The sequence below is a fragment of the Rothia sp. HMSC065B04 genome, assembly GCF_001812285.1.
Lineage (GTDB): Bacteria > Actinomycetota > Actinomycetes > Actinomycetales > Micrococcaceae > Rothia > Rothia mucilaginosa.
In genome coordinates, this window is record NZ_KV808408.1 from 810,405 (window position 1) to 833,391 (window position 22,987).

Here is a 22,987-nt window from a genome sequence, read left to right on the forward strand (position 1 = left end):
AGGGTGCCCGAGCTCTGCGAGGGCGGGTTCCCTGTAGGAGCGAAGGAAGAGTGCGGGCGCCTCCGTAGCCCAGCGTGGGAAGACGGTATCGCCCGTAGTGACATCAGGGTGTCCGAAGCGAAGCGAGGACGGGTGCCCCTGTAGGAACGAGGGCGGATACCGCTTCCCAAGCGGGGTCACGAAAACGAAACCGCAACCTACTGTAAGAACGAACTAGCCCCAGAGGAACTGAATCGTACCCGCAGCAATAGATGCACCGTACGCAACAGCAATGATGACGGCGGCGGCAATGCTCACGTGCACGTCACGGCGCGAATACGAGGGTACGCGCGCCCAGGTGCGTTCGCCCGCGCCAAAGCCGCGCGCCTCCATGGTGATGGCCAGGCGGGAGCCGCGGCGGATGGCCTGCACGAGCAGGGCGAAGCTTTGTCCGCCGAAGGTTTGGGCTCGTCCGGCGAGGGATTGGCCCGCGCCGAGTCCGCGGGCGCGTCGTGCCTGGCCGAGGGCGTTCCATTCGGCGAAGAGGATGCCGACGAGGCGCAGGGCGGCGACGGTGGCGAGCACGAACCGGGAGGGTAGTTTGAAGGTTTGTGCGAGGGAGTCACCGAGGTCGGTCGGGTCGGTGGTGAGTACGAATGCGAGGGTGGGTAGGACCATGGCGAGGGAGCGGATCATCATGGCTGCGCCGACGGCGGCGGAGTCGGTGGTGATGCTGTTGAAGCCGAGGTCGAGGATCGTGGTGCCGCTTTTGGCGCTGAGCATGGCGACGGACCAGCCGGTGGTGATGACGGCGATGAGGATGGGCCAGAAGCGGGCGAGGACGTTGACGGGTCGGAATCCGACGAGGATGAATCCGAGCAGTTCGAGGGCGAAGAGGATTCCGGAGGTGAGGGGGTCGCGCACGATGAGTGCGGCGATGATGAGGGCGAAGGAGACGATGAGTTTTACGCCGGCGTTGAGGTTGCTGAAGTAGCTGGTTCGGTCGATGGTGCCGAAGAAGTCGGTGTTCATGCGTTCTCCTTTCCGGGGGTTGCGGTGGCTTCGAGGGTGATGTGGTTGCCGCCGAGTGCGGCGGTGTAGTCTTCGTCGTGGGTGATGGAGATGACGGCGGTGCCGCCTGCGAGTAGTTCGCGGATGAGGTCGACGAGTTCTGCCCAGGTTCGTGCGTCTTGGCCGAAGGTGGGTTCGTCGAGGATGAGGATTTTGGGTGCGGTGGCGAGTGCGGAGGCAACGGAGAGCCTGCGTTTTTCGCCGCCAGAGAGGGTGAAGGGATTGGCGTCGAGTAGGTGGGTGAGGCGTAGGCGGGTTGCGAGTTCGTTGGTGCGGGCGGTGAGGTCGTCTTCGTCGAGGGGGTTGCGGGTGAGTGCGGCGAGTCGGCGGGGGCCGAGTTCGAGTTCTTCGCGTACGGTTCCGCGGATGAATTGGTATTCGGGTTCTTGGAAGACGTAGCCGATGCGGCTGAGCATTTGGGCTGGGGTCCAGGTGGGCACGTCCCAGTGTGCAGTCTGACCGCCGTGGTTACGCAGCGTGTCGGTGGCGGCGAGGGTGCCGTCGGGTGCGGTGAGGAGCCCTGCGAGGGTGAGGGCTAGGGTTGATTTGCCGGCGCCGTTGGGGCCGAGCACGCTGAGGTGTTCGCCGGCGTGCAGGGTGAGGTTGATGCCGCTGCGCAGGACAGGCAGGTCGATGGGTGCGGGTGCGGGGGTGTCGCCGAAGCGTTTGATGGTGCGTCGGCGTGCGCGTCGTTGTTTGGGGGTGGGTTGTGCGCGGGTGATGCTGAGGTTTTCGGCGCGCAGTAGCGCTTCGCCGTGTTCGCTATCGCTGTCGCTCTGCGGTGCACGCGGCACGTAGTTGGGTACCCACACGCCTGCGTCGATGAGTTCTTGGCGGGCTTCGGTGAGTACGGTGTCGGGTGCGCCGTCGTGGGTGATGGTGCCGCCTTCGCCGAGCACGATAATGCGGTCCATGTGCGGTGCCCAGATGCTCACGCGGTGTTCTACGACGAGCAGGGTCGCGCCGGTCGCCTCCGCAGCGGTGAGGATGCTATCGCGTACTTCCTGCACGCCGGAGGGGTCGAGGTTGGCGGTGGGTTCGTCGAGAATCATGGCGCCGGGGTGCATCGAGAGGATGCCCGCCAGGCCGAGGCGCTGCTTCTGTCCGCCGGACAGTGCGCTGCTGGGGTGGTCGAGGGGCAGGTGGTTGAGCCCTACTGCGGTGAGGGCTTCGGTGACGCGGTCCCAGATTTCTTCGCGGGGTACGCGCAGGTTTTCGGGGCCGAAGGCGACGTCGTTGCCGACGGTTGCCATGACGATGGAGGATTCGGGGTCCTGCTGCATCATGCCTGCGGTGCCGCGCGCTTCGGCGGGTGCTTGCCCGTTGATGGTGATGGTGCCGCCGGCGGATTCGCCGTCGTCATCATGGAGCACACCGGCGATGGCGTGCAGGAGCGTCGATTTGCCTGCGCCGGAGGTGCCCAGTAGCAGGACTTTTTCACCGGGGTTGATGGTGAGGTTGAGTCCGCTGATGACGGGTTCTGGGCGTCCGGGGTGGTGCCAGCTGAAGTTGTTGAGCTCGATGCGCGCCCCGCGCGGTGTTGCTTCCATGATGGTTCCTTAGCCTTTGTGTGGCTGCTGTAGTGTGCCGAGTGGTGACTCGTGGTGAGTGACTAGGGGTGGCTAGTTGCTGACGGTTAGCGGCGGGTCTTGCCGGATGCCAGCGAGGAGAGCACACCGGTCTTGGCGAGGTTCTGCACGAGAATCCACGCGAGGAAGCCTGCGATCACTGCGCCGGAGATGACGGCGCACGCTACGTAGATGATTGCCTTGACCGGTTCCATGTCAGGGTAGTAGATGAAGATTTCGTTAACACCCATGAACAGGCCGCTGAGCGCACCGGCGAAGACCGCTACGAATGCGTCCCAGCGACGGTAGCGGAAGATTGCGAAGGCGATTTCAGCGCCAACGCCCTGGAAGAAGCCGGCAATCAGGATTTCACCACTCCACGCGCCGCCGGTGAAGAGCACGGAGATGAATGCTGCGACGATTTCACCGAAGAGTGCCGCACCGGGCTTGCGGATGAGCAGGCCGCTGAGGGTGCCGCCGAGCAGCCATGCGCCGGCGACGATGGGGCGGAATTCGGGTGCTGCTACGAGTGCAGTTTTGGCGGCGGGGCCGACTGCGATGTCCCAGATCCAGAAGATGACGGCGCAGGCTACTGCGATAACTGCGGCGATAACGATTTCGTTGACTCGCCAGCGCAGGTTCGGCTTCTTCGATTCTGCCTGGCTAGATGCCTTGGAGGCGGGGGTTACGTTCTGCGACATTGGTGGTCCTTCCTTCGTTGGAAGGGGAATGTCCTCGCCCTCTGAATGGACGAGGGCATTGAGAAGAAATTCGACTCCCTACGCCGGTACTAACCGGATCAGGTTCGAGGGTCTGCTTAGCACTCTCAGCGCCTCGGTGGCGCTCCCCTGTCGTTGTGGGCTTCCTTGTCCGTACCGTTTTGGTGCGGGCGGAAGTCCAGGTTCGATTGTAGGCGTGTCTGGCTGTTCGCGCCAATTTGCCGCTTTTTGTTTCGTTCTTCTGCCCACATTACAGAATTGCACGGTGTACAATTTTGGGACGGAGAGGCTCCAAGGCGGCACGAACGCCTTAAACCCTATACGCTAGGGAGTGGCGCTCTTTTCTCACCCAACCCCGAAGGGGTTCACGGGCAGGACGCCGCATCGTATACAGCTAAGGAGATACACATGAACCCCGTCGCTAAGCTTGCCATTGCGGGTATCAACATGGGCGCTGCTGCCCTGGTTGGTAAGGGTCTGGGCGCAGCCTGGACCAAGGCTACCGGCAACCAGCCTCCCGCCATTTCCCACGACTCTGAAGACACCCTGCGTCAGGTCATCCTCTGGACCGTTCTGACCTCCGTCGTCGGTGCTGTAGTGAGCTTCGGTATTGCTCGCCTGCAGCGTCGTTTCTTCAACTAAGACTTTGCGCTCTCCGCGCGAAAGTTCATGAACTAGGCGGTACGTATCTCCACTCGGTACGTACCGCCTGGTGTTCCCTCTTCAGCACGCCCGCCCCACTTCAGCCGGTTTCATGCCGCCGCTACGCTGAAGCGCCACCTCGGCATCCGAAAGCACAACTATGACTATTTCTTCTCCCCGCCCTAAGACGAAGGCTCCGCGTAGGGTCGTTGACCACGCGAACAGCCGCCGTTCGGTCGCGTCCTGGGTCATGTGGGATGTTGGTTCGTCGAGCTTCGACTCGATTATGATGACCTTCATCTTCACCGTGTACCTGACCAGTAGCTATTTCGGCACTCCCGAAGAGACCTCCTCGGCGCTGTCTCTGGGTCTGACCATTGCAGGGTTCCTCATTGCGATTCTGGCGCCGGTGACCGGTCAGCGTAACGACAAGTCTGGCCGCGGCATCTTCTGGCTCGGCGTGAACACGCTACTGCTGGTCGCTTCGATGGCGGCGTGCTTCTTCGTGGCTCCCACCCCGCAGTACCTGTGGCTTGGTGTGACCCTGATTTCTGCAGCGAGCGTGTTCAGCGAGTTCGCGTACGTGAACTATAACGCCGTGCTGCCGCGCATCTCTAACCCGGACAATATCGGTAAGATTTCGGGCGCTGGATGGGCTGCCGGCTACATTGGCGGCATCCTGGCGCTGGCTGTGGTGCTGTGGGGTTTTGTGCTTACCCCCGAGGTGCTCGGCCTGACCACCGATAACGCCCTGAATATCCGTGCGGTCGCGCTGTTCGCCGCCGCCTGGTGCCTCATCTTCTGCGTGCCGCTGCTGGTGCGTATGCGCACCCGCGAGCGCTTCCTGCCGGAGGTGCTGCCCACCCGCGAGCTGCGTTTCCTGGAGCTCGGTATGGAGCGTCTCTCCCCGGCTCGTCAGGGCGGTCTGCTCGCCTCCTACAAGGCACTGTGGCGCACCATTAAGCGGCTGAAGATGACGTCCCCTCAGACCCTGTGGTTCCTGATTGCTTCGGCGGTGTTCCGTGATGGTCTGTCCGGTATTTTTACGTTCGGCGGTATTCTTGCGGCGGGCACGTTCGGTTTCAGCACCTCCGAGGTGATTCTGTTTGGTATTGCCGGTAGCGCTGTCGCCGCGGTTGGCGCGATTCTGGGCGGCTACCTGGATGACTACCTGGGCCCGAAGGCGATTATTGTTATCTCGCTGGTCGGCATTATCTTGGCGGCTACCCCGCTGCTGTTCTTCCCTCAGCCTGGTGTGTTCTGGGTGTGCGCTCTGCTGCTGTGCCTGTTCGTGGGCCCGGCGCAGTCGGCGTCCCGCACCTTCCTGGCTCGCCTGGCTGAGCCCGGCACTGAGGGTGAGCTGTTCGGCCTGTACTCGACTACCGGTCGTGCCACGAGCTTCCTGGCTCCGATGCTATTCGGTCTGTGCGTGAGCATCATGGGCGCGCAGATTTGGGGTGTGCTCGGTATTCTGATCGTTGTGGTGGCGGGTCTGCTCCTGCTGCTGCCGGTGAAGGCGCCCGGCGCGCTGCGTGTGCGTGCGGCTCGCCGCGAGCAGAAGCGTGAACAGAAGCGCCGCGACAAGGCCGCCCGGTAAGGGGCTGCACAGTAAGGCAACCCAGTAAGGCGTCACGGGGCTAAGCGTCCTGCAAACCCCGCAAACGCGACCTTGCAAACACAACCCCCACAAACGTAAAAGGAGGGGCGGGTAGAAGATCATCTTCTACCCGCCCCTCCCTTGTGCTTAAGCAGTGCCCATCAGACGGAGCTCAGCGAACTGTGTCTGAGAGACACGTCAGAGATCCGCAGTGGCTAATCCTCCACCACGTCGTCCTCATCGTCAGAGGCAGCGTCCTCAGAGGAATCCAGCGCAATCTGCTGCTCCTCCTCATCCAGAACCTCATCGCTAGTCATCTGAGCCCAGGTCGCGTCATCAATCAGCGGATCATCAATCACACGAACCCACAGCATCGAACCAGCCGCCAGAGCGCTCAGGTTCTCGTCATACGCCTCCGCAGGCAGACCCTCAAAGATCTCAGCCAAACGCGCAAACAGGTCATCGTACGAAATGTCGCCCTCAGCCTGCAGCCAGCACTCAGCCGCAAAATCAGACAGCTCATTCAGTTCAGTGTCACACAGCAGCAAGAACGGGCCGTCCTCACCCACGCGCACACCCGAAGTACCCGGCATACGAGAAACCGCAATCGTACCGTTCAAGAACACACCCGGCAGGTGATCCTCAGCCGTGTACTTCTCCAGCTTCTCAACCTCATCAGCGTTCGGCAGCTCACCACCATTCAGCAGATCCTGAACCAGCGGCAGAGTATCCTCAATCTCCGAGTACACCAGGCGCCACACGCCACCGCAACGCTCCACCAGCTTAGCCAGCGACACAACACCCTCAGGGTGACGCGCCAAACCCGAGCTCTGCTCACTCAAGAACACCAGAGCCTCATGCAGCGGAACACGCTCAAAATACGGCTCAGAAGCCGACTCATCACGAGAAATGAACACAATACGCGACAGCTCATAGCTGAGGTCATCACGATCAACCACGTTCAGACCCAGATCCACCGGGTTCTGCTGATCCTTCGGCGCATTCGGGTCAACAATCACAGACAGCGGCTTCGGATACGGCGACACAACACCCTCATCCGAAATAATCGCAGTCTCATCCGTCAAGTACGCAAACTTCGAACCCAAGAAACGCGACGCAGTCGTCTTACCGCTACCAGAAACACCCACCAGCGCCACAGCACACTTCGACTCAGGGTCACCAATAACAGCCGCATGCAGCATCACACCGCGACCAACCAGCTGCTCAATCATCGCCAACGTAATACGGCTCGTCAGATCCTGCATACCCGAATCATCATCAGCCACACGCAGCGTCGAAACCTTATCAAACGAACCCATCAACGGATTCGCCAAATCCATCACCGACTCATCAGTCGGCGCATGAACCAGCATCACCTGATCAAAACGAGACAACGAAGCATACGCCTCATCAGGAGTCTCAAAAAACTCCGGAGCAAGAGGCTCCCACGCCTTCTTAAAACGCTCCACAAAAGAGTCCGACATATCAATCAGATACAAAGAAACTTCCGCGCCAGCAACACGCAGAACAACAGGCTTCAGATTCATCAAAAATCCTTAGAGAGTGAGAGATAAAAACCCGCACGCGAGTGAACGCACGAGCACAACAGGCGAAAAAACCGCCCAACGCGGGCGCACAAACACACAGCCTGCACGCCCGCACCCCAAAGCGGGAAAGACTAAGACTCCACAGAACCATCCGCAGGAATCATCGTCTGATGAAAATTCAAATAACTACGCGAAGCAGTCGGGCCACGCTGACCCTGGTAACGGTTACCATACGCACCAGAACCATACGGATGCTCAGTCGGGCTACTCAAACGGAAGAAACACAACTGACCAACCTTAGAACCCGGCCACAACATAATCGGCAAAGTCGCCATATTCGACAACTCAAGCGTCACATGCCCCGAAAAACCAGGATCAATAAAACCAGCCGTAGAGTGAGTCAGAAGACCCAGACGACCCAACGACGACTTACCCTCCAAACGGGCAGCCACATCATCAGGCAGAGTCACCTTCTCATACGTAGAACCCAACACAAACTCACCCGGATGCAAAATAAACGGCTCATCAGGAGCCACCTCAACCAGGCGCGTCAAATCCTCCTGCGGCTGAGCAGGATCAATATGCGGGTACTTATGGTTATCGAACAGACGGAAGAAACGATCAATCCTCACGTCCACACTTGCAGGCTGAATCATCGACTCATCGAACGGATCAAGAACGATGCGCCCATCAGCAATCTCTTGACGAATATCGCGATCTGAAATAAGCACGTTTAAAGGATACCTGGCAAACACCACCCACGTGCAGGCATCCACCAGCCCCAGCACACAGGCCTACATCACATTTCAACCCCTGCGCCCGGCACACAAACAGCCGCAACACATTTCGCCCTCGACAAGCAGGCGCGATACACTGAAAAGGATGCGGCTGTAGCTCAATGGTAGAGCGCACGCTTCCCAAGCCTGATACGCGGGTTCGATTCCCGTCAGCCGCTCTTCTCATGCCTCCTACTTCACGGTAGGAGGCTTTTTATTTTGAGTTAGGTTGAGCGGGTCGAGGCGGTATGTTCCTTACTCCTGCAGGGAACCCGTCCTCGCTTCGCTTCGGACACCCTGATGTCGCGGCGGAACATACCGGCCTCTCCCCTACTAGCTCTCTCCCCTTCTCTGGGCAGGTGGAGTAGTGGGTGCGGCTGTGCGGCAGGAAACGAACCGCGGGCCCTCGGCTTGGGAAGAGTGTGCGCGGAGGCGGGAAGGAGAATACTCGGGTTAGGTACCGCAGACAGCTCACCGGGGAACAAGATAGGTATTTGGGTGCGGTGGTGGTTCCGTAGGGGTGTCTGGGCACCTACCTGCGGGCTTGCGATGAAAGGATTCCTTGTAGCGCATGCGAGCGCGGTGCCGCTATACCTTCCTGCAGCGACATCAGGGTGCCCGAGCTCTGCGAGGGCGGGTCCCCTGCAGGAGCGAAGGAAGTGTATAGCGTACGCCTCAAAGCATCCCATCACATCCGGCAGGCTCCCCTACACGAGCGAGGAACACACCCCGCGAGCCACCCCAAAACACTTGAAGAATGTTCAACTCCCCACGCAGCTGTGCTAACCTAACCACAGAAATTCAATGAGAGATTTTCTCAAAAACAGCTACTCGACGACGAATCGTAGACCCGCATGACCCGCGAAACGCACCCCTACACCACCCCCGCACGCCCCCTCGACCTGAACCTCTACCTCGTCACAGGCAACAACCCCCTCGAAACCGTCCGGGCAGCCAAACACGCCACCTGCATCCAAGTTAGGTCCAAACCCATCAGCGCGCGCGAGCTCTACCAGCTCACCGAAGCTATCGCCGGCATCATCCAGCCGCACCAGACCCTCCTCATCGACGACCGTGTCGATGTCGCCCTCGCGTTGCGTGCCCGCGGCGTGCGCGTTGATGGCGTGCACATCGGTCAAGACGACCTGCCCGTAGCCGACGCCCGCGCCCTCCTCGGCGCCGACGCGATCATCGGCCTGACCACCGGCACCCGGCAGCTCGTCGAAGAATCCAACAAAATCGCGCACCTGATCGACTACATTGGCACCGGGCCGTTCCGCCCCAGCCCCACCAAGCAGTCCAACCGCCCGCCCCTCGGCATTGATGGGCTCCGCGAACTTGCCGAGCTGTCCGCCGTACCCACCGTAGCTATCGGCGACATCACCCCCGAAGACTGCCCCGCCATCCGCACCACCGGAGTTGCCGGAATCGCCATGGTCCGCGCCTTCGTCGATAACCCCGCGCTGAAGGCATAGCCATGACCATCACCATCATTGGCGGCGGAATCATTGGCCTCACCACCGCGTTTGAGCTCACCGAATGCGGCGAGAACGTGCACCTCATCGACGCCGAAACCAGCGACTACGGCACCGCCGACGATGGCACCGCGATCTACCCCGCCGCTAGCCACTACGCCGGCGGCATGCTCGCACCCATCGCAGAAGTGCAATTCCAGCAGGACGCGCTCTTCCCGCTCATGACCGCCAGCGCCGACGCCTACCCCTCCCTCATGGGCAGGCTCAGCCACGCCACCGACCTGCCCACCGGCTACGACACCACCGGCACGCTCATCATCGCAGCCGACCGTGCCGACGCCGAGCACCTGCAACGCACCCGCGCCTACTACCGGGACATGAACCGCCCCGCAGACCCCGTCACCCCCACGCAGGCGCGCACCCTCGAACCGCTCCTGGCACCGCGTATCGCTGGCGCCGTGAGCATCCCCAGTGACCATCAGCTACACCCGCGGCTCATGAGGCGCGCCCTCAAAGACGCCCTCACCCGCCGCGGCGTCACCTTCAGCACCGAACGGGTCACCGACCCGGACGCAGGCGACATTATCTGCACTGGACTAGGGGCAACACTGCACGGGGACTACCCGCTACGCCCCGTCTACGGGGACATTCTGCGTCTGCGAGCCCCGCGGCCCATCCTCAAGCATGTAGTGCGCGGCTACGTGAACTCCCGCCCCGTCTACCTCATCCCCCGCCCCGACGGGGAGCTGTGCATCGGCGCGACCAGCCGCGAAGACCACCGCACACTACCCGCCATTGACGGCGTACACCAGCTGCTACGTGACGCAATCCGGCTCGTGCCCGCCGTTGAAGAGTGCGAGCTTCTGGAGGCGAACGTCGGCGCCCGCCCCGGAACCCCGGACGACCTGCCTATCTTCGGGCACCGCACTCGCGCTGACGGCACCCGCCAGCTCGTGTCCACGGGCTATTTCCGCCACGGTATTCTGCTTGCCGCGCTCGCCGGCAAGGTTGGTGCGGAGGTCGCCTGCGGGGCTGAGATTCCGCCCATCATGCAGGCGTGCGACCCGGCACGATTCACCCACTAAACACAGTCCCCGCCGGATGCACCCGGCACCTTCACGAAAGGATTTCGCATGATTATCACCTACAACGGCGAGCCGCTAACCACGAATGCCCGCACCGTATTTGACCTTGTCATGGACCAGTTCGGTACCGAAAATGGCGTGGCTGTGGCGCTCAACCGCAGTATCGTGCCGCGTTCCACGTGGCTGGATGTGCCGCTGAACGAGGGCGATAGGGTGGATGCCCTCACCGCCGTTCAGGGCGGCTAATCTTCCAGCCTGAACCGGCGAGATTCCCGCCGGCTCATACCCACCGGCAAAAAGAACAGATATTCTCGGTTTTTGTTCCCTAAACCGGGCGCACCGTAGCGCCCCGCACCAACCAGCAAACCCCGTTATCTAGACGTTCCCACAGAGGAGAACACCATGAGCCTCACACCGCTCACCATCGGCGACCGCACCTTCACATCCCGCCTCATCATGGGTTCCGGAGGCGCAACCAGCATGGACCTGCTCGAGCAGGCGCTCATCGCCTCCGGCACCGAAATGACGACCGTTGCCATGCGCCGTCACGCCGCAGGCACCCCCATTTTTCCGCTTCTGCAGAAGCTCAATATTGCGCCGCTGCCCAATACCGCAGGGTGCCGCACCGCAGCCGATGCGGTGATGACCGCGATGCTCGCCCGCGAGGCGCTGGGCACTTCCTGGGTGAAGGTCGAGATCATCCACGACGAAGACACCCTACTGCCGGACACCGTGGAGCTGTTGAATGCTTGCGAGCAGCTGGTCGCTGAGGATTTCACGGTGCTCGCGTACACCTCTGACGATCCGGTGGCTGCCGCTCGCCTGGAGGATGCGGGCGTTGCGGCGGTTATGCCGTTGGGCGCGCCGATTGGTACCGGTCTGGGCATTTTGAACCCGCACAATATTGAGCTGATTGCTTCCCGCGCGCAGGTTCCGGTGGTTCTGGATGCCGGCGTGGGTACCGCTTCGGACGCCGCCCTGGCGATGGAGCTGGGTTGCGACGCGGTGTTGTTGGCGTCGGCGGTGAATCGTGCTGAGGATCCGGTAGCAATGGCTCAGGCGATGAAGTTTGCGGTGCAGGCGGGCGCGTTGGCGCGTGAGGCTGGCCGTATTCCGGTGCGTGAGCACGCGAAAGCATCGTCGCCGTCGGAGGGTTTTGTCTCGTGGATGTAAATCTCACCCCTACCCCGGTGAATCCGAAGCATGCGCGTCTGGATCGCGAGCGCACGGACCGTCAACGTCGCCTCCCCGGCTTTGATCAGGACGCGGTCGCGGCGGCGCGTGTGCTCGTGATTGGTGCTGGCGGTTTGGGCTGTCCGGTGGTGCAGGCGTTGGCGGCGGCTGGCGTAGGGTATCTGCATATTGTGGATTCTGATTCGGTGGAGCTGTCGAATATTCAGCGTCAGCCGCTTTTTGGGGTGTCTGATGTGGGTGAGCCGAAGGCGGAGGTAGCGGCGCGCCGTGCTCTGGAGTTGTGCCCGTCGTTGACGGTTGAGACGACAATCCGGCATGTGGATGCGTCCTGGATTTTGGATCTTTTCGCCGCGTCGGCACCGGATTGTGTGGTGGATTGTACAGATACGTTTGCGTCGAAGTATCTGATTGCGGATGCTGCGCAGGTTGCGGGTTTGCCGCTGGTGTGGGGCACGGTTTTGCGTTTTGGCGGGTCGGTGAGTCTTTTTGAGCCGGATGGCGCGCATTTGCGTGATATTTTTCCGACGATTCCGCAGACGGTGGAGTCGTGCGCGCTTGCCGGGGTGTTGGGTGCGACGACGGCTGTGGTTGGTTCGCTGATGGCGACGGAGGTGCTCAAGTTTGTGAGTGGTCTGCCGACGGCGGCGGGCACTCTGCTGACGTATGATGCCTTGTCGGGTACGTGTACGTCGTTTGGAGCGGTGCCGGATCCGGCGCGTGTAGTGCCGGTGGATTTGTCGGCACATGAGGTTCCGCAGGTTCTGCTGGATGTGCGTGAGGTGCCCGAGCGTGAGGAGTCGGTGAAGCATGAGGGTTCGATGCATATGCCGCTGTCGCAGCTGAGCGACGCTGAGGGGTCGCTGCTGCCGGCAACCGACGTGCCCGCGGAGCTGCTGAGCCTGTTTGAGTCGGTGCGTGATCAGCATGTGGGCGTTTTCTGTGCCTCGGGTGCGCGAGCGCAGCGCTTTGTGCAGGCGTACGCGGAGCTGGCGGGCGAGTACGGGGTGCGCCTCACGGCACTGTAGAGACGGTTTCCCCATGTGCAGGGCGTAAAATCGTGTATAACACGGCGGCACATCGCGCGGTTTATTCTGCCTAAAAACTGCCCTGCCGCCTCCTGTTTTCGCACACTCACTCTAGGAGTTTTATGCTCACCGTCCCTACTGTGCCGCTTGTTTTGTGCACGGCTCTCATCACCCTAACCCTGCTCGTTAGCGGTATCGCTAAGGCGAAGGACCCGCAGAGTACCGTGACTGGTATTCAGAATCTTGGTTTGGAGAAGATTGCGCCGACCCGCCTGGTGTCGTTTGTCCTGCCGTGGTTCGAGATTGCCCTAGCCGCCGTCCTGCTGCTGTCGCCGGTGCGTTTGCCTGCGGTGATTGCGTCGGGTTTGGCACTGATTCTGATGCTGTTCTATACGGTGGTGATTGCGCGCGCGCTGGCTACGGGTCGTACTGCGGGTTGTAATTGTTTCGGCTCTGAGTCGAATGCGCCGGTGAGCCGTTACACGCTGGTCCGTAATGTTGCGTTGTTGTTGGCGGCGGCTGGTGCGCATGCGAGCGCGTTGAAGGGCGGCACGGGTGTTGTGTCGACTCTGCTGGGTCTGGGTAATAGCGGCTGGACTTGGGTTTTTGGTGCGGCGCTGATTGCGCTGACGTTGGAGGCTGTTCGCCGCGGTGATGCTCTTGCGCAGCCGGAGCCGCAGGCTGAGGTGATTTTGCCGGAGCCGGTGTATGACGAGAACGGTGAAGAGCAGTATGTTCGCATGCCGATTCCGCATGCGGCGCTGTATCTGGAGAATGGTCGCCACACGAATTTGCGTGCGTTGGCTAAGAATCAGGCGCGTGTGCTGGTGTTTGTGTCGGCGACCTGCGCTGGTTGTGTGAAGTTTTTGAAGACGATGACTTCGTGGCAGGAGCGTCTGCCGCAGGTGGCGTTGCATCCGGTGTATTCGAGCCTGGAGTCGTTGCAGACCTCGCGTAATGCGGGTACGTTGCCGGAGGGTTTGACTCCGTTGATTGACCGTGAGGCGGGTTCGCGCGCGAATTTTGGTAATGGTGTGCCATTGGCTGTGGTTTTGGGTGCTGATGGTCTGATTGCTGGCGGCCCGGTGGCTGGTAAGGAGCAGGTTGAGGCACTGCTTGCCGATATTGAGGAGCAGTTCGCTGAGGCTGCTCGTCTGGCTGAGGAGGAGCGCCAGGAGCAGATGCGTAAGGCGTTTGCAGCGGGTCCGTCGAATGTTGAGGGCGACCACCTCTAAACACGCTCCTATCGTCCAGCCCCCGTAGCGCCTCTGTAGCGCTTCCGATAGCCCCGTCCGGCTCTTACTGCCCTTACCGGCAGGTGCCGGGTGGGGCTATGCTAGAACGTAGTGCACACACCGCTTATATGCCGCAGTCACCTTGCCTGGTGGCGGTTGGCGCATCCTCAACCCTGTCTAAGGAGTTTTTATGGCAATGATGAGTTTCAACGCTCCGGGCGAGCGTGAGAAGTCACTGTGGTTGGTCCGTAAGGAGAGCAACCCGAATCATTCTCAGTGGTACATTGACCGTTTTAAGGCAATGGAGGCTGAGGGTAATGATATGGCGGGTGAGTCTCGTCTGTTGAACGCTATGGCTTCTCGTGGCGCGAAGATTCTTGATGCGGGTTCGGGTCCCGGTCGTGTGGGTAAGCAGCTGCACGCGTTGGGTCACCGTGTGACGGGTGTGGATATTGATCCTGAGCTGATTGAGGAGGCGCGCCGCGTCTGTCCGGATGCTACGTGGATTACTGCCGATTTGGTGGATTTGCCGGAGGTACTGGGTATTGAGGGTGAGGCTACGGCGGAGAATGGTTTTGAGCTGCTGGTGTGTGCGGGTAATGTGATGGGTTTCTTGGCTCGTTCGACTCGTAAGCCGGTGGTGGAGAATTTCCGTCGTGTGTTGGCGCCGGGTGGCCGCGCTGTCGTGGGTTATGGTTCGGGTCCGGGCCGTGATTATGCGTTTGAGCAGTTTTTGGCGGATGCCCGCGAGGTTGGCCTGAACGTGGATAACACCTACTCTTCATGGCAGATGCACCCGTTTGTGGAGGGTTCTTCGGAGTTTTTGGTGGCGGTGCTGTCGCGCCCGGCGAACTAGGCTCGCATCTAAAACTGGGCGCAGTGCGTTTTGAGCTAGCGTGCAGTGCGTCTTGAGTTAGGCATACAAATGGCCCGGCGCCTACCCCGTGTGGAGTGGGTGCCGGGCCTTTGCGCGTCCTGAAGATGCGCATCCGAAAAGAAGCACCGTTGAAGAACGGGTGTTCTAGTGGATGAGGTAGATGTTGCGGGCGATTTCTTCGGGCAGGAAGGATGCGGCGAAGAGGATTGCCACGATGATGACGGCGAGCGCGGTCATGAGGCTGGAGCGCCAGCCGGGGTGCAGTTCGTTGAAGGTGATGAGTCCCTTGTGTTCTTTGTCCATGTTGACCACGTTGATCTGCTTGTAGATGGTGGTCTGGGGGGAGAGTTTGGAGGAGACTTCTCGCATGGTTTTGCCGTCCCAGACGCGGCCGTCGACGCGCATGAGCTGTTTGCCGTCTTTGTCGACGGCCCACATGGCGGGGAAGCTGCGGTAGCGTAGGCGGCCGGCGACGGTTTTGAGTTTCTGGCCGTAGGCTTTTTTGGGGTAGAGCTTTTCGGCGTAGATGGTGTGGTCGATTTTTTCGAGGGGTACGGCGAACCAGCCGAAGGTGCGTGCGCGGAGCACGTGGGTTTTGGTGATGACGATGATGGTGGGTTTGAGGACTGAGTAGAGGTTGACGCCTGCGATGGTGCCGATGAGCAGTACGAGGATGGTGTACGGCAGTGCGGGTCGCTTGTAGAGGATGAAGGCGAGCGCGGCGAGGAGCACGATAGTGCCGGGGAGTGCCGCTTCGATGCGCCTGCCGTAGGAGCGCATGCGGGGGTGGAATAGTTCGTTGACTTCGCCGTATTTGGCGGGGACTTCGTGAGCGCGTTCTGCCATATACACAACTTTAGTGTGTGCGGTGCGTGAAACCTAGCGGACTACCTGCGTTACTCTGGTTCTATGCGTAATTTTTCTCCCGTGGAGCGGGTCCTGGCAATGTGGATGGTCGGTGTTGTGGTGGCGGTTTCTGTGGCTGCTGCGGCGCTGGTTATGACAAATAAGCTGGTGTATGGTCCGACGGGTCAGGTGCGGGAGTATTTTCATGCGTTGCGTACGGGTAATGGTTCGTATGCGCGTGGTTTGTTGGGTGCGCAGATTCCTGAGGGTGACGCGTCTTTGCTGGATGGGGATGCTTTGAGGCGTTCGGTGTCTTCGTTGGGTGAGGTGTCGTATGAGGTGGTGGAGACTAGCGCTGATGGTGAGCATGCGACGGTGCGTGCGTCCTATACTTTAGAGGGTTCGCGGCAGCATACGGATTTTCGTTTGCACCGTTCGGGCACGCATTGGGGCTTTTTTGATAAGTGGGCTATTGATGAGGCGTCTTTGCCGTCGGTGAAGGTGAATATTCAGGGTGTGGAGGCTGCGACGATTAATAACCGTAAGGTTGCGGTGGATGATGGTGCGGCGTCGTTCCCGGTGTTTTATCCGGGTGTGTATGCGGTGTCGTATGATTCGACGGTTTATACGGCGCAGAAGGTGAATGAGGTGGTGACTGCGCAGGATGCGAATCATGCGGTGCGTATGGAGTTGAAGCCGAGTGATAATGCGTTGTCGTCGGTGAAGGAGCAGGTGCAGGATCATTTGAAGAAGTGTACGCAGCAGAGCACTCTTTATCCTGGTGGGTGCCCTTTTGAGTATGCGTTTACGGGTCGTGTGGATTCTGAGGTGAAGTGGTCGGTGGTGAAGGTTGCGGATCCGCAGGTGAGTGTGAGTTCGGCGGGTGTGTGGTCGTTGAAGCCGATGTCGGGTACGGCGAAGGTGTCGTTTACCCAGTTGGATTTGTATACGGGTGCGCGTTCGCAGGTGCAGAAGGAGATTCCGTTTACGTTGAAGGCGTCGGTGGAGGCGGATGCGAAGGCGGTCCGAGTCTCCTTCTAGACGTGGTTACGTAGAAAAGGGTCAGTATTATGCTCACTCCTAATGGAGGTGAGGATAATACTGACCCTTATTTTTTAACATTAATACAAAAATTTATTTTCGATACTTTAGAGAAGTATTCTCATGATTCATCAGTAGGGTTCCTTTTCCTGTCACGAACCCAGAAAAATACGAAGATGACCACAGCAAAGCATAAAAGGGCTATCTTCATCTGCCCCAAAACAACAGAGTACTCAGGAGATGAAGTTCCTAACCACAACAGAGGATTATCCGAAAAATTTTTCCTAATAACTGACATATCAGAGGGAGTAGCATCGACCAGTTTCTGCACCCTTGCAAGAAGCGGGTCGATATAGCTTCCAGTCACCGCTTTAGCTATATAATCCAACATATTCCCACCCAAGATAACATCAAAGAAAATCCATGAACTTGCCACACATCCGACAGGAAATAAAATACCCATGGCGGAATATTTAAAGAATTTTCTCATCGCAGCAAATGCTCTAACGAGAAACCCAAAAGAGAAGATAACACTAACCAAAAGTGTAATAAACGACATATAATCAACCAAGGAGAAAGATGCCTTGTGCTTTACATCAGATACGGACAGCGCAAATGTAACCAACCCAAAAATAATGGCCACCACTGTAACATCTCCAAGTATTTTTACATACATTTTTGAAAGCCATCCAATAGAGTAACCACCATAATCAAACACTCTTTTAAAAACCAGCGCAATACAATGAGCAGAAAACAAAATGATTATCGCATATATAAATGATGGCAAAACAATTACCTGAAATACATATTCAAAAATAATATAGATAGCTTCAAAATGCGAGAATGTATAAAAACTTTCAACTCTAGATATATTCCAGGAAAGCACAGGGTATGCAAATATGCCAACCACAATGATAGCAAAAACTACCCCTTTCCCCAATATGGTACAAAGTTTACGGAAATTTCTATACAGCCAACTTTCTTCATGCCCGGGTTGAGGCTCATCAAAGATTCTCCTAGACCTTTTATAGTAATGAACCCAGGCACTCTTCAGCTCTTCAAAATGCTTCTTTCGCAATACAATGCACTCTCTCATTATCGGTTTAGGTGTGCGTTTATACTATATATCCTAGGTCTCTTGCTTCATATCTCGTCTCACAGGGTAATTTACTTGCTAGCGAAAATATACATGTGAATTCCCGTCACACCATCTATGAATGGAATCCCTCCTTCACGCAGCCACCATGGAAGAAGTCAGCGGCGGTGAGGCTACAACTTCCGGAAGCGACATTAGGGTGTCCGAGCGAAGCGAGGGCGGGTTCCCTGTAGGAGCGAGGATGACCCGGCTCTTTCGCGTACCAGCCGTTCTGAAACCACAAACATTCTGAAGACAACAAGAAACCGGTACTATCCGTAGCGACATCAGGGTGCCCGAGCGAAGCGAGGGCGGGTTCCCTGTAGGAGCGAGGATATGTACCGGTTCCTGTTTTTTGTTGTATGTATTCAGATGATTAGTTGATACCGCGAAGGTCCAGGACGAGTTCACTTTCGTCTGCCTCGTCACCGGTCACGACGACGGGAATACCCCAGTCCTGCTGGTAGAGGTGGCATGCTGCGTGCTCGGGGATGTCACCGCCGGGGGTGCCGTCGCAGGCGGCGGCGCGTGCGGTGATGTGCAGGACTGCCTCGGTGATTTCGGGGTTGAGTACGAGGGTGCGGGTCAGTCCGGTGGAGGTGCCGGCGCCTTCCAGGATGAAGTTCTCGGGGGTGGATGAGATCTTCAGCTGGGTGGGGTCGCCCCAGCGGGTGTCGAGCTTCTGACCGGTGGGCACGGTGAATCGCGAGGTGAATTCGAGGGTGCCGCCGGTGAGCTTGGTGGAGGGGCGTGCGGTGGTGATGGCGCCTTCGTCGACGTGCTGTGCCTTGGCGGGGATGGAGGCGCGTACGAGCTGGTGGGCGTTGGTTTCGACGATGATGAGGCGCGGTTCTTCGCCGAGTGCTTCTTCGACGAGCAGGTCGGAGGGTTCGTCGAGACCGCGTTCGAGGGTGCCGAGGGTGCCGGTTGCGGGGTCCCAGCGGCGGATGGCGCCGTTGTAGGTGTCGGCGACGGCGATGGATCCGTCGGGCAGCTCGGTCAGGCCGAGGGGGTGCTGCATGCGGGCGGTGTCGGAGTCGCCGTCCACGAAGCCGAAGTCGAAGAGGCCCTTGCCGACGGCGGAGGTGACCTGTACGCCGTTGTCGGTGAAGGTGACGTGGCGCAGGCCGCTGGTTTCGGAGCAGGCGACCCAGAGGCTGCCGTCACGTGCTTCGATGATGCCGGAGGGCTGTGCGAACCAGGCTTCGGCGGCGGGGCCGTCGGCGAGACCTTCGACGCCGGAGCCTGCGAAGATGCTGACGGCGCCGGTGACGGGTTCGTAGCCGAAGAGCTGGTGGGTACCTGCCATAGCGATGATGAACTGGCGGGCTTCGCGGGAGTAGACCGCATCCCAGGGAGAGGAGAGCGCAATCTCGGTGGCGGGCACGCCGGTGGGGATGTGGTTGGGGTCGCCGGTGATGGCGTTGTCGCCGTCGATGACGCGCTGCACACCGTTACCTGCGAGGGTGCGGACTTCGCCGGTGCGCAGGTTGAGGGAGCGCAGGCGGTGGTTGACGGTGTCGGCGATGAGCACGTCGTAGCCGAGCTGTTCGCGCAGGTGTTCGGGTACGAGGGCGAGGCCAGCGGGTTCGTTGAAGCGTGCTTCGGTGCCGGTGCCGTCGACGTGGCCCTTGACGGGGTGGTTCACGGGGTCATCGCCGCCGCCGTAGGTGTTGATGACGGTGTTGAGGTCGGCTGCTACCTGCAGGATGCGGTGGCGTGCGGTGTCTGCGACGAGGTAGGTGCGTTCGCGGTTGCCGAAGAGGTTTGCGGGGCCGAATTCGGCGGGCAGTTCGATGGCTTTGCCGGGGAAGGCGTAGGTGCCGGCGGCCTTGGGGCGGGGCACGTAGGGGCCGTCGCCGCGGTGCAGGGTGCCCTTCGCCTCGTGTTCGGCGACGAGCTCGCGTACGAGGGAGGTGAGGCCCTGCACGTGGCCTTCGCCGGAGAGGTGGGCGACAATGTAGCCTTCGGGGTCGACGACGACGAGGGTGGGCCATGCGCGGGCGGTGTATGCCTGCCAGGTGGTCAGTTCGGGGTCGTCGAGTACGGGGTGGGTGATGTGGTAGCGGTCGACGGCTGCGGCGAGCGCTACGGGGTCGGCTTCGTGCTCGAATTTGGGGCTGTGTACGCCGACGGTGACGAGTACGTCGGAGAATTCTTCTTCGAGGGGGCGTAGTTCGTCGAGGACGTGTAGGCAGTTGATGCAGCAGAGGGTCCAGAAGTCGAGAATAACGATTTTGCCGCGCAGGTCCTGCAGGGTGAGGTTTTTGTCGCCGGTGTTGAGCCAGGCGCGGCCTTCGAGTTCGCTGGCGCGTACGCGTACGCTGCGGGTGGTGTTCTCGCTCATGGGTTCTCTCTCCTGTTGGGTGCGCCGTGTGTGGGCGCGATGGTTTGCTGTCCCCATTATGCCAGCGTGGTGGGGGTGGTTCGCTGGGAGTTGAGCTTTGTGACTTGGGGGCTTAACGCCCTGTCATATTAAGTCATATTGCGGGTGGTGTGTGGGTGCACAGAAGCGCCCCGCACGCATCACTATCGGATGCGCACGGGGCGCTGGTTGCCCTATCTGGTGGGCTGTTCTGGCTGTTCTGCCCGGAGGCAGGCGCTAGTTTTTACTTAGCGCCTGCAACCTCGGAGAGGTCACCAATCTTGGTGGGCTTGACCGGGGTCTTAGCGGTGCCGCTGAAGCCGTCGATACGGCCGGGTGCCTTCGGGGTTTCGATGGTGGAGACGTCAGTCGCCTGCTCAAAGGTCTTGGTGTTCAGCACGGATGCGGTGCCATCTGCATTGACAACGGTGTAGAGGTTGTCCTTGGGGTTGGTCTTAATCCAGGAGCCGTCCTCTTTCACGACGATGGTTGTACCGTTGGAGTCCATGCTGGTCCACACACCGTTATTCTGGATGCTGACGATAGCGCCGTCCTTGGCTTCGAATGCGGCAAGTTCATTGGTGTAGTAGACGGTGCCGTCGCTGGTCTGCACCTTCTTCACGCCGGACTGCTCCTTGAGCTGATCCAGGGCTTTCTTGCTGGCGGTGTAGCCTGCGGAGGCTCCCTGCTGGGCGGCTTCCTGACCCTTCTGGAGCGCTTCAGCGGCTTCGCTGGGCAGGCCGCTGGGGGCGCTGATGGTGCCCTGGGTGGTCTTGGTTTCTGCCTTGGTGGTTTCAGCTGCTGCGGAGGTGGTGCTTGCGCTGGTTGCTGCTGCGGATGTGCTTGCGGGTGCCGAGGCAGTTGCGGAGGCGGTTGCAGAAGCGGACGCGCTTGCCGATGCGGAGGAGTTGGAGTTGGTGCCGGAGTTGCCGCCGCAGGCTGCGAGGCCGAGGGCACCGGCAATGGTCAGGGACAGAACAGCAATAGACTTCTTCACTGTAGTTTCTCTTTTCTGTATGCGCCGCTCTGCGACGGCGCAGTGCGTGGTGTGGTTGACCTGTACACGGGCTACCCGGTGTACGCCATCATGCTAGCACCGTGACCTGAAAGCTCCCTGAGATGTTGCGGCGCTTCCCCTCCCCCGCTACTTTCACGGCTCTTCTCAGCGTAGCTTGAAGACGCAAAACGCCCCGCACGCATCGCTATCGGATGCGCACGGGGCGTTCAAGCTTTGAAAGGCGCTACGAACGGCTACCCCTGTACGGGTCTGCCTACTCGTGGGTCTTGGCGCTGGTCGGCTTCACGCCTTCCTTCGGGGCGGTGCTGTAGCCGTCCACGGGGGCCGGGGGCTTGGGCAGTTCCAGCGACTTGTAGTCCTGGGAGTATTCACCGGTGACAACGTTCGTGATGGTAGCTTCACCGTTCTCATCAACAGCGATGGTGTCGCCGTTGGTCTTGATGACGCTCCAGTCGCCGGATTCGCTGACGCTGCTGAGCGATCCGTCGGGGCTAACGCGGATCCAGCCGCCGTCATCCTTGATCAGGATGTAGTCACCGTTCTTAGCTTCGACGATGGAGGCGCCTTCCTTCGTGTCGGTGTACACGGCGCCGTCAGCGTTGGTGCTCTTCTTAGTGTTGGGGTCCTTCTTGGCCTGTTCAGCGCCCTTCTTGAAGACGTTGTATCGTTGCTTACCGATTCCGACTGCGGCGTTGTCGCTGGAGCTGCTATCGGTGCCCTTGGTATCTGAAGAGCTCTTCTCAGATGCGCTTGCTGAGCCGGATGCCGATGCGCTTGCCTTGGACTCGGAGGATGCGCTCGCGGAAGCGGTAGCCGACGCACTTGCGGAGGCAGTCGCCGATGCAGACGCGCTCGCGGATGCACTCTGGCTTTCGGCGGGTGCCTTGATGTTGGTGGGGCTGCACGCGGCAAGGCCGAGGGTTGCGGCGAGGCTTAGGGACAGAACAGCGATAGACTTCTTCACTGTGTTCTCTTTTCTGGTAGGTTCCGAACTGCGCTGGGCGTCCGGGGTGTCCGTACGGGTGGGACTTGTTGAGCGGGCGTTATTTCCCGCGTCCAGCCTAGCACCTCATCCTGGCGGTACTCTGCAAGCGCGCAGAAACGCCCCGCACGCATCACGTTCGGATGCGCACGGGGCGTGCGGGTCTAGCTAGTCGCCAGCTAAGTGGTGGATACGTTTAGTTCGCAGCCAGGCTGGTCGGCTTAACGGGCTTCTTCGGGGCAGGGAAATCTCCCACAGGAGCCGGGGTCTTAGGCACTTCCACGGACTGGTAGTCGTCCGAAATCTCCGAGGTCTTAACGTTCATAATGGATGCTGCGCCGTTCTCATCAACGTTAATGATTTCACCGTTAGGCTTGACAGCGGCCCAGCCGCCCTTCTCAGTCACGGCGATAACCTCGCCTTCAGGGGTCACACGTACCCAGCTGCCGTCATTCTCGATGCTGATGTAGCTACCGTTTTGAGTTTCGACAACAGCGATGCTTCCATCAGGGTCAGCGTACACGTTACCTTCAGTATTCGTAGTCCTCTTGGTGGAGTAATCTTTCTTAGCCTCTTCGACGATTTCCTTGTAATGCTCGTAGACCTTCGGGCCGTAGCTACTATCGGTGGCGTCCGTAGGAATGGCGGATGCACCCGACAAGCCACCCTTCTGGCTTCCGGATTCCTTGGCGGAGGAGCTCGAGCTATTTGGGTTTGCAGATGCGCTTGCCGAGGTAGCTGTCGAGGTGGATGCGTTCGCAGACGCGCTGGAGGAGGCAGACGCGCTCGCGGATGCACTCTGGCTTTCGG

Annotated in this window: 21 protein-coding genes, 1 tRNA gene and 1 riboswitch; of the genes, 11 read left to right on the forward strand and 11 right to left on the reverse strand. The window is 59.8% G+C overall.

Translation table 11 applies throughout. The features are described 5' to 3' along the window. Positions 1-213: 213 nt before the first annotated feature. The 3 genes from HMPREF2845_RS06470 to HMPREF2845_RS06480 all read right to left on the reverse strand — a co-directional run bounded on the left by HMPREF2845_RS06470 (position 214) and on the right by HMPREF2845_RS06480 (position 3,319). A complete protein-coding gene (locus HMPREF2845_RS06470) occupies positions 214-1,011 on the reverse strand; it encodes an energy-coupling factor transporter transmembrane component T family protein (protein WP_070634204.1) in 798 nt (265 codons plus the stop codon). After that, positions 1,008-2,600, reverse strand: coding sequence for an ABC transporter ATP-binding protein (locus HMPREF2845_RS06475; protein WP_070634205.1), 1,593 nt, complete (start codon positions 2,598-2,600; stop codon positions 1,008-1,010). The genes HMPREF2845_RS06470 and HMPREF2845_RS06475 overlap by 4 nt, the downstream gene beginning before the upstream one ends. An 86-nt stretch (positions 2,601-2,686) precedes the next feature. Next, on the reverse strand, positions 2,687-3,319 hold the full coding sequence (locus HMPREF2845_RS06480) for an ECF transporter S component (protein ID WP_049340559.1): 633 nt from the start codon (positions 3,317-3,319) through the stop codon (positions 2,687-2,689). 58 nt (positions 3,320-3,377) lie between these two features. Further along, positions 3,378-3,478, reverse strand: a riboswitch (TPP riboswitch). 267 nt (positions 3,479-3,745) lie between these two features. On the opposite strand from HMPREF2845_RS06480, the gene HMPREF2845_RS06485 reads away from it, so the two are divergent. Together HMPREF2845_RS06485 and HMPREF2845_RS06490 are read left to right on the forward strand one after the other, a co-directional pair. Then, the gene (locus HMPREF2845_RS06485) at positions 3,746-3,979 is read left to right on the forward strand and encodes a DUF4235 domain-containing protein (RefSeq protein WP_049340557.1); all 234 of its coding nucleotides are present in this window, start codon (positions 3,746-3,748) and stop codon (positions 3,977-3,979) included. Between the two features lie 160 nt (positions 3,980-4,139). Further along, positions 4,140-5,576, forward strand: coding sequence for an MFS transporter (locus HMPREF2845_RS06490; RefSeq protein ID WP_070634206.1), 1,437 nt, complete (start codon positions 4,140-4,142; stop codon positions 5,574-5,576). A 215-nt stretch (positions 5,577-5,791) separates the two neighbouring features. On the opposite strand, the gene HMPREF2845_RS06495 is transcribed toward HMPREF2845_RS06490, so the two are convergent. Together HMPREF2845_RS06495 and dcd are read right to left on the reverse strand one after the other, a co-directional pair. After that, positions 5,792-7,123 carry a septin family protein gene (locus HMPREF2845_RS06495; protein ID WP_070634207.1) on the reverse strand — a complete coding sequence of 444 codons (1,332 nt, stop codon included), beginning with the start codon at positions 7,121-7,123 and terminating at the stop codon, positions 5,792-5,794. Positions 7,124-7,254: 131 nt separating this feature from the next. Then, positions 7,255-7,854 carry a dCTP deaminase gene (gene dcd / locus HMPREF2845_RS06500; protein ID WP_005509013.1) on the reverse strand — a complete coding sequence of 200 codons (600 nt, stop codon included), beginning with the start codon at positions 7,852-7,854 and terminating at the stop codon, positions 7,255-7,257. A gap of 153 nt (positions 7,855-8,007) precedes the next feature. Here dcd and HMPREF2845_RS06505 point away from each other — a divergent pair. The 8 genes from HMPREF2845_RS06505 to HMPREF2845_RS06540 all read left to right on the forward strand — a co-directional run bounded on the left by HMPREF2845_RS06505 (position 8,008) and on the right by HMPREF2845_RS06540 (position 14,769). Continuing rightward, positions 8,008-8,078: transfer RNA gene (locus tag HMPREF2845_RS06505), tRNA-Gly, on the forward strand. 675 nt (positions 8,079-8,753) lie between these two features. Further along, positions 8,754-9,374 (forward strand): thiamine phosphate synthase, encoded by a 621-nt coding sequence (locus tag HMPREF2845_RS06510; RefSeq protein ID WP_070634208.1) that lies wholly within the window; start codon positions 8,754-8,756, stop codon positions 9,372-9,374. 2 nt (positions 9,375-9,376) lie between these two features. Next, the gene (gene thiO, locus HMPREF2845_RS06515) at positions 9,377-10,459 is read left to right on the forward strand and encodes a glycine oxidase ThiO (RefSeq protein ID WP_070634209.1); all 1,083 of its coding nucleotides are present in this window, start codon (positions 9,377-9,379) and stop codon (positions 10,457-10,459) included. 48 nt (positions 10,460-10,507) lie between these two features. Continuing rightward, entirely contained in the window at positions 10,508-10,705 is a 198-nt protein-coding gene (gene thiS / locus HMPREF2845_RS06520; protein WP_049328087.1) for a sulfur carrier protein ThiS, read from the forward strand. A gap of 156 nt (positions 10,706-10,861) precedes the next feature. After that, a complete protein-coding gene (locus tag HMPREF2845_RS06525; RefSeq protein ID WP_005509016.1) occupies positions 10,862-11,632 on the forward strand; it encodes a thiazole synthase in 771 nt (256 codons plus the stop codon). Beyond that, positions 11,623-12,678 (forward strand): HesA/MoeB/ThiF family protein, encoded by a 1,056-nt coding sequence (locus HMPREF2845_RS06530; protein WP_070634210.1) that lies wholly within the window; start codon positions 11,623-11,625, stop codon positions 12,676-12,678. Before HMPREF2845_RS06525 ends, HMPREF2845_RS06530 begins: the two co-directional genes overlap by 10 nt. A 122-nt stretch (positions 12,679-12,800) precedes the next feature. Beyond that, positions 12,801-13,913, forward strand: coding sequence for a MauE/DoxX family redox-associated membrane protein (locus HMPREF2845_RS06535; RefSeq protein WP_070634211.1), 1,113 nt, complete (start codon positions 12,801-12,803; stop codon positions 13,911-13,913). Positions 13,914-14,103: 190 nt separating this feature from the next. Further along, positions 14,104-14,769 (forward strand): class I SAM-dependent methyltransferase, encoded by a 666-nt coding sequence (locus tag HMPREF2845_RS06540; protein ID WP_070593949.1) that lies wholly within the window; start codon positions 14,104-14,106, stop codon positions 14,767-14,769. 165 nt (positions 14,770-14,934) lie between these two features. Here HMPREF2845_RS06540 and HMPREF2845_RS06545 read toward each other — a convergent pair whose 3' ends face one another. Then, positions 14,935-15,636, reverse strand: a complete 702-nt coding sequence (locus tag HMPREF2845_RS06545) for a hypothetical protein (protein WP_070634212.1) — start codon at positions 15,634-15,636, stop codon at positions 14,935-14,937. 63 nt (positions 15,637-15,699) lie between these two features. Between HMPREF2845_RS06545 and HMPREF2845_RS06550 the strand changes: the two genes are divergently transcribed. Then, positions 15,700-16,677: a hypothetical protein gene (locus tag HMPREF2845_RS06550; protein ID WP_070634213.1), complete on the forward strand. Its 978-nt coding sequence runs from the start codon at positions 15,700-15,702 to the stop codon at positions 16,675-16,677. A 121-nt stretch (positions 16,678-16,798) separates the two neighbouring features. On the opposite strand, the gene HMPREF2845_RS06555 is transcribed toward HMPREF2845_RS06550, so the two are convergent. The 5 genes from HMPREF2845_RS06555 to HMPREF2845_RS06575 form a co-directional block, all read right to left on the reverse strand. Further along, complete coding sequence (locus HMPREF2845_RS06555; RefSeq protein ID WP_141752957.1) at positions 16,799-17,755, reverse strand: hypothetical protein; 957 nt, start codon at positions 17,753-17,755, stop codon at positions 16,799-16,801. Positions 17,756-18,188: 433 nt separating this feature from the next. Further along, positions 18,189-20,159: an NHL domain-containing thioredoxin family protein gene (locus tag HMPREF2845_RS06560; RefSeq protein WP_070634215.1), complete on the reverse strand. Its 1,971-nt coding sequence runs from the start codon at positions 20,157-20,159 to the stop codon at positions 18,189-18,191. Positions 20,160-20,421: 262 nt separating this feature from the next. Next, complete coding sequence (locus HMPREF2845_RS06565; RefSeq protein ID WP_070634216.1) at positions 20,422-21,174, reverse strand: preprotein translocase subunit SecD; 753 nt, start codon at positions 21,172-21,174, stop codon at positions 20,422-20,424. A gap of 274 nt (positions 21,175-21,448) precedes the next feature. Then, complete coding sequence (locus HMPREF2845_RS06570; protein ID WP_070634217.1) at positions 21,449-22,159, reverse strand: transcriptional regulator; 711 nt, start codon at positions 22,157-22,159, stop codon at positions 21,449-21,451. Between the two features lie 214 nt (positions 22,160-22,373). Continuing rightward, positions 22,374-22,987: transcriptional regulator (locus HMPREF2845_RS06575; RefSeq protein WP_083308744.1), on the reverse strand; the 614-nt coding region annotated here is incomplete at its 5' end.

Coding starts and splice junctions, on each gene's coding strand:
- HMPREF2845_RS06470 (WP_070634204.1), bottom strand. CDS start 1,011: ATGAACACCGACTTCTTCGGCACCATCGACCGAACCAGCTACTTCAGC.
- HMPREF2845_RS06475 (WP_070634205.1), bottom strand. CDS start 2,600: ATGGAAGCAACACCGCGCGGGGCGCGCATCGAGCTCAACAACTTCAGC.
- HMPREF2845_RS06480 (WP_049340559.1), bottom strand. CDS start 3,319: ATGTCGCAGAACGTAACCCCCGCCTCCAAGGCATCTAGCCAGGCAGAA.
- HMPREF2845_RS06485 (WP_049340557.1), top strand. CDS start 3,746: ATGAACCCCGTCGCTAAGCTTGCCATTGCGGGTATCAACATGGGCGCT.
- HMPREF2845_RS06490 (WP_070634206.1), top strand. CDS start 4,140: ATGACTATTTCTTCTCCCCGCCCTAAGACGAAGGCTCCGCGTAGGGTC.
- HMPREF2845_RS06495 (WP_070634207.1), bottom strand. CDS start 7,123: ATGAATCTGAAGCCTGTTGTTCTGCGTGTTGCTGGCGCGGAAGTTTCT.
- HMPREF2845_RS06510 (WP_070634208.1), top strand. CDS start 8,754: ATGACCCGCGAAACGCACCCCTACACCACCCCCGCACGCCCCCTCGAC.
- thiO (WP_070634209.1), top strand. CDS start 9,377: ATGACCATCACCATCATTGGCGGCGGAATCATTGGCCTCACCACCGCG.
- thiS (WP_049328087.1), top strand. CDS start 10,508: ATGATTATCACCTACAACGGCGAGCCGCTAACCACGAATGCCCGCACC.
- HMPREF2845_RS06525 (WP_005509016.1), top strand. CDS start 10,862: ATGAGCCTCACACCGCTCACCATCGGCGACCGCACCTTCACATCCCGC.
- HMPREF2845_RS06535 (WP_070634211.1), top strand. CDS start 12,801: ATGCTCACCGTCCCTACTGTGCCGCTTGTTTTGTGCACGGCTCTCATC.
- HMPREF2845_RS06540 (WP_070593949.1), top strand. CDS start 14,104: ATGGCAATGATGAGTTTCAACGCTCCGGGCGAGCGTGAGAAGTCACTG.
- HMPREF2845_RS06545 (WP_070634212.1), bottom strand. CDS start 15,636: ATGGCAGAACGCGCTCACGAAGTCCCCGCCAAATACGGCGAAGTCAAC.
- HMPREF2845_RS06550 (WP_070634213.1), top strand. CDS start 15,700: ATGCGTAATTTTTCTCCCGTGGAGCGGGTCCTGGCAATGTGGATGGTC.
- HMPREF2845_RS06560 (WP_070634215.1), bottom strand. CDS start 20,159: ATGAGCGAGAACACCACCCGCAGCGTACGCGTACGCGCCAGCGAACTC.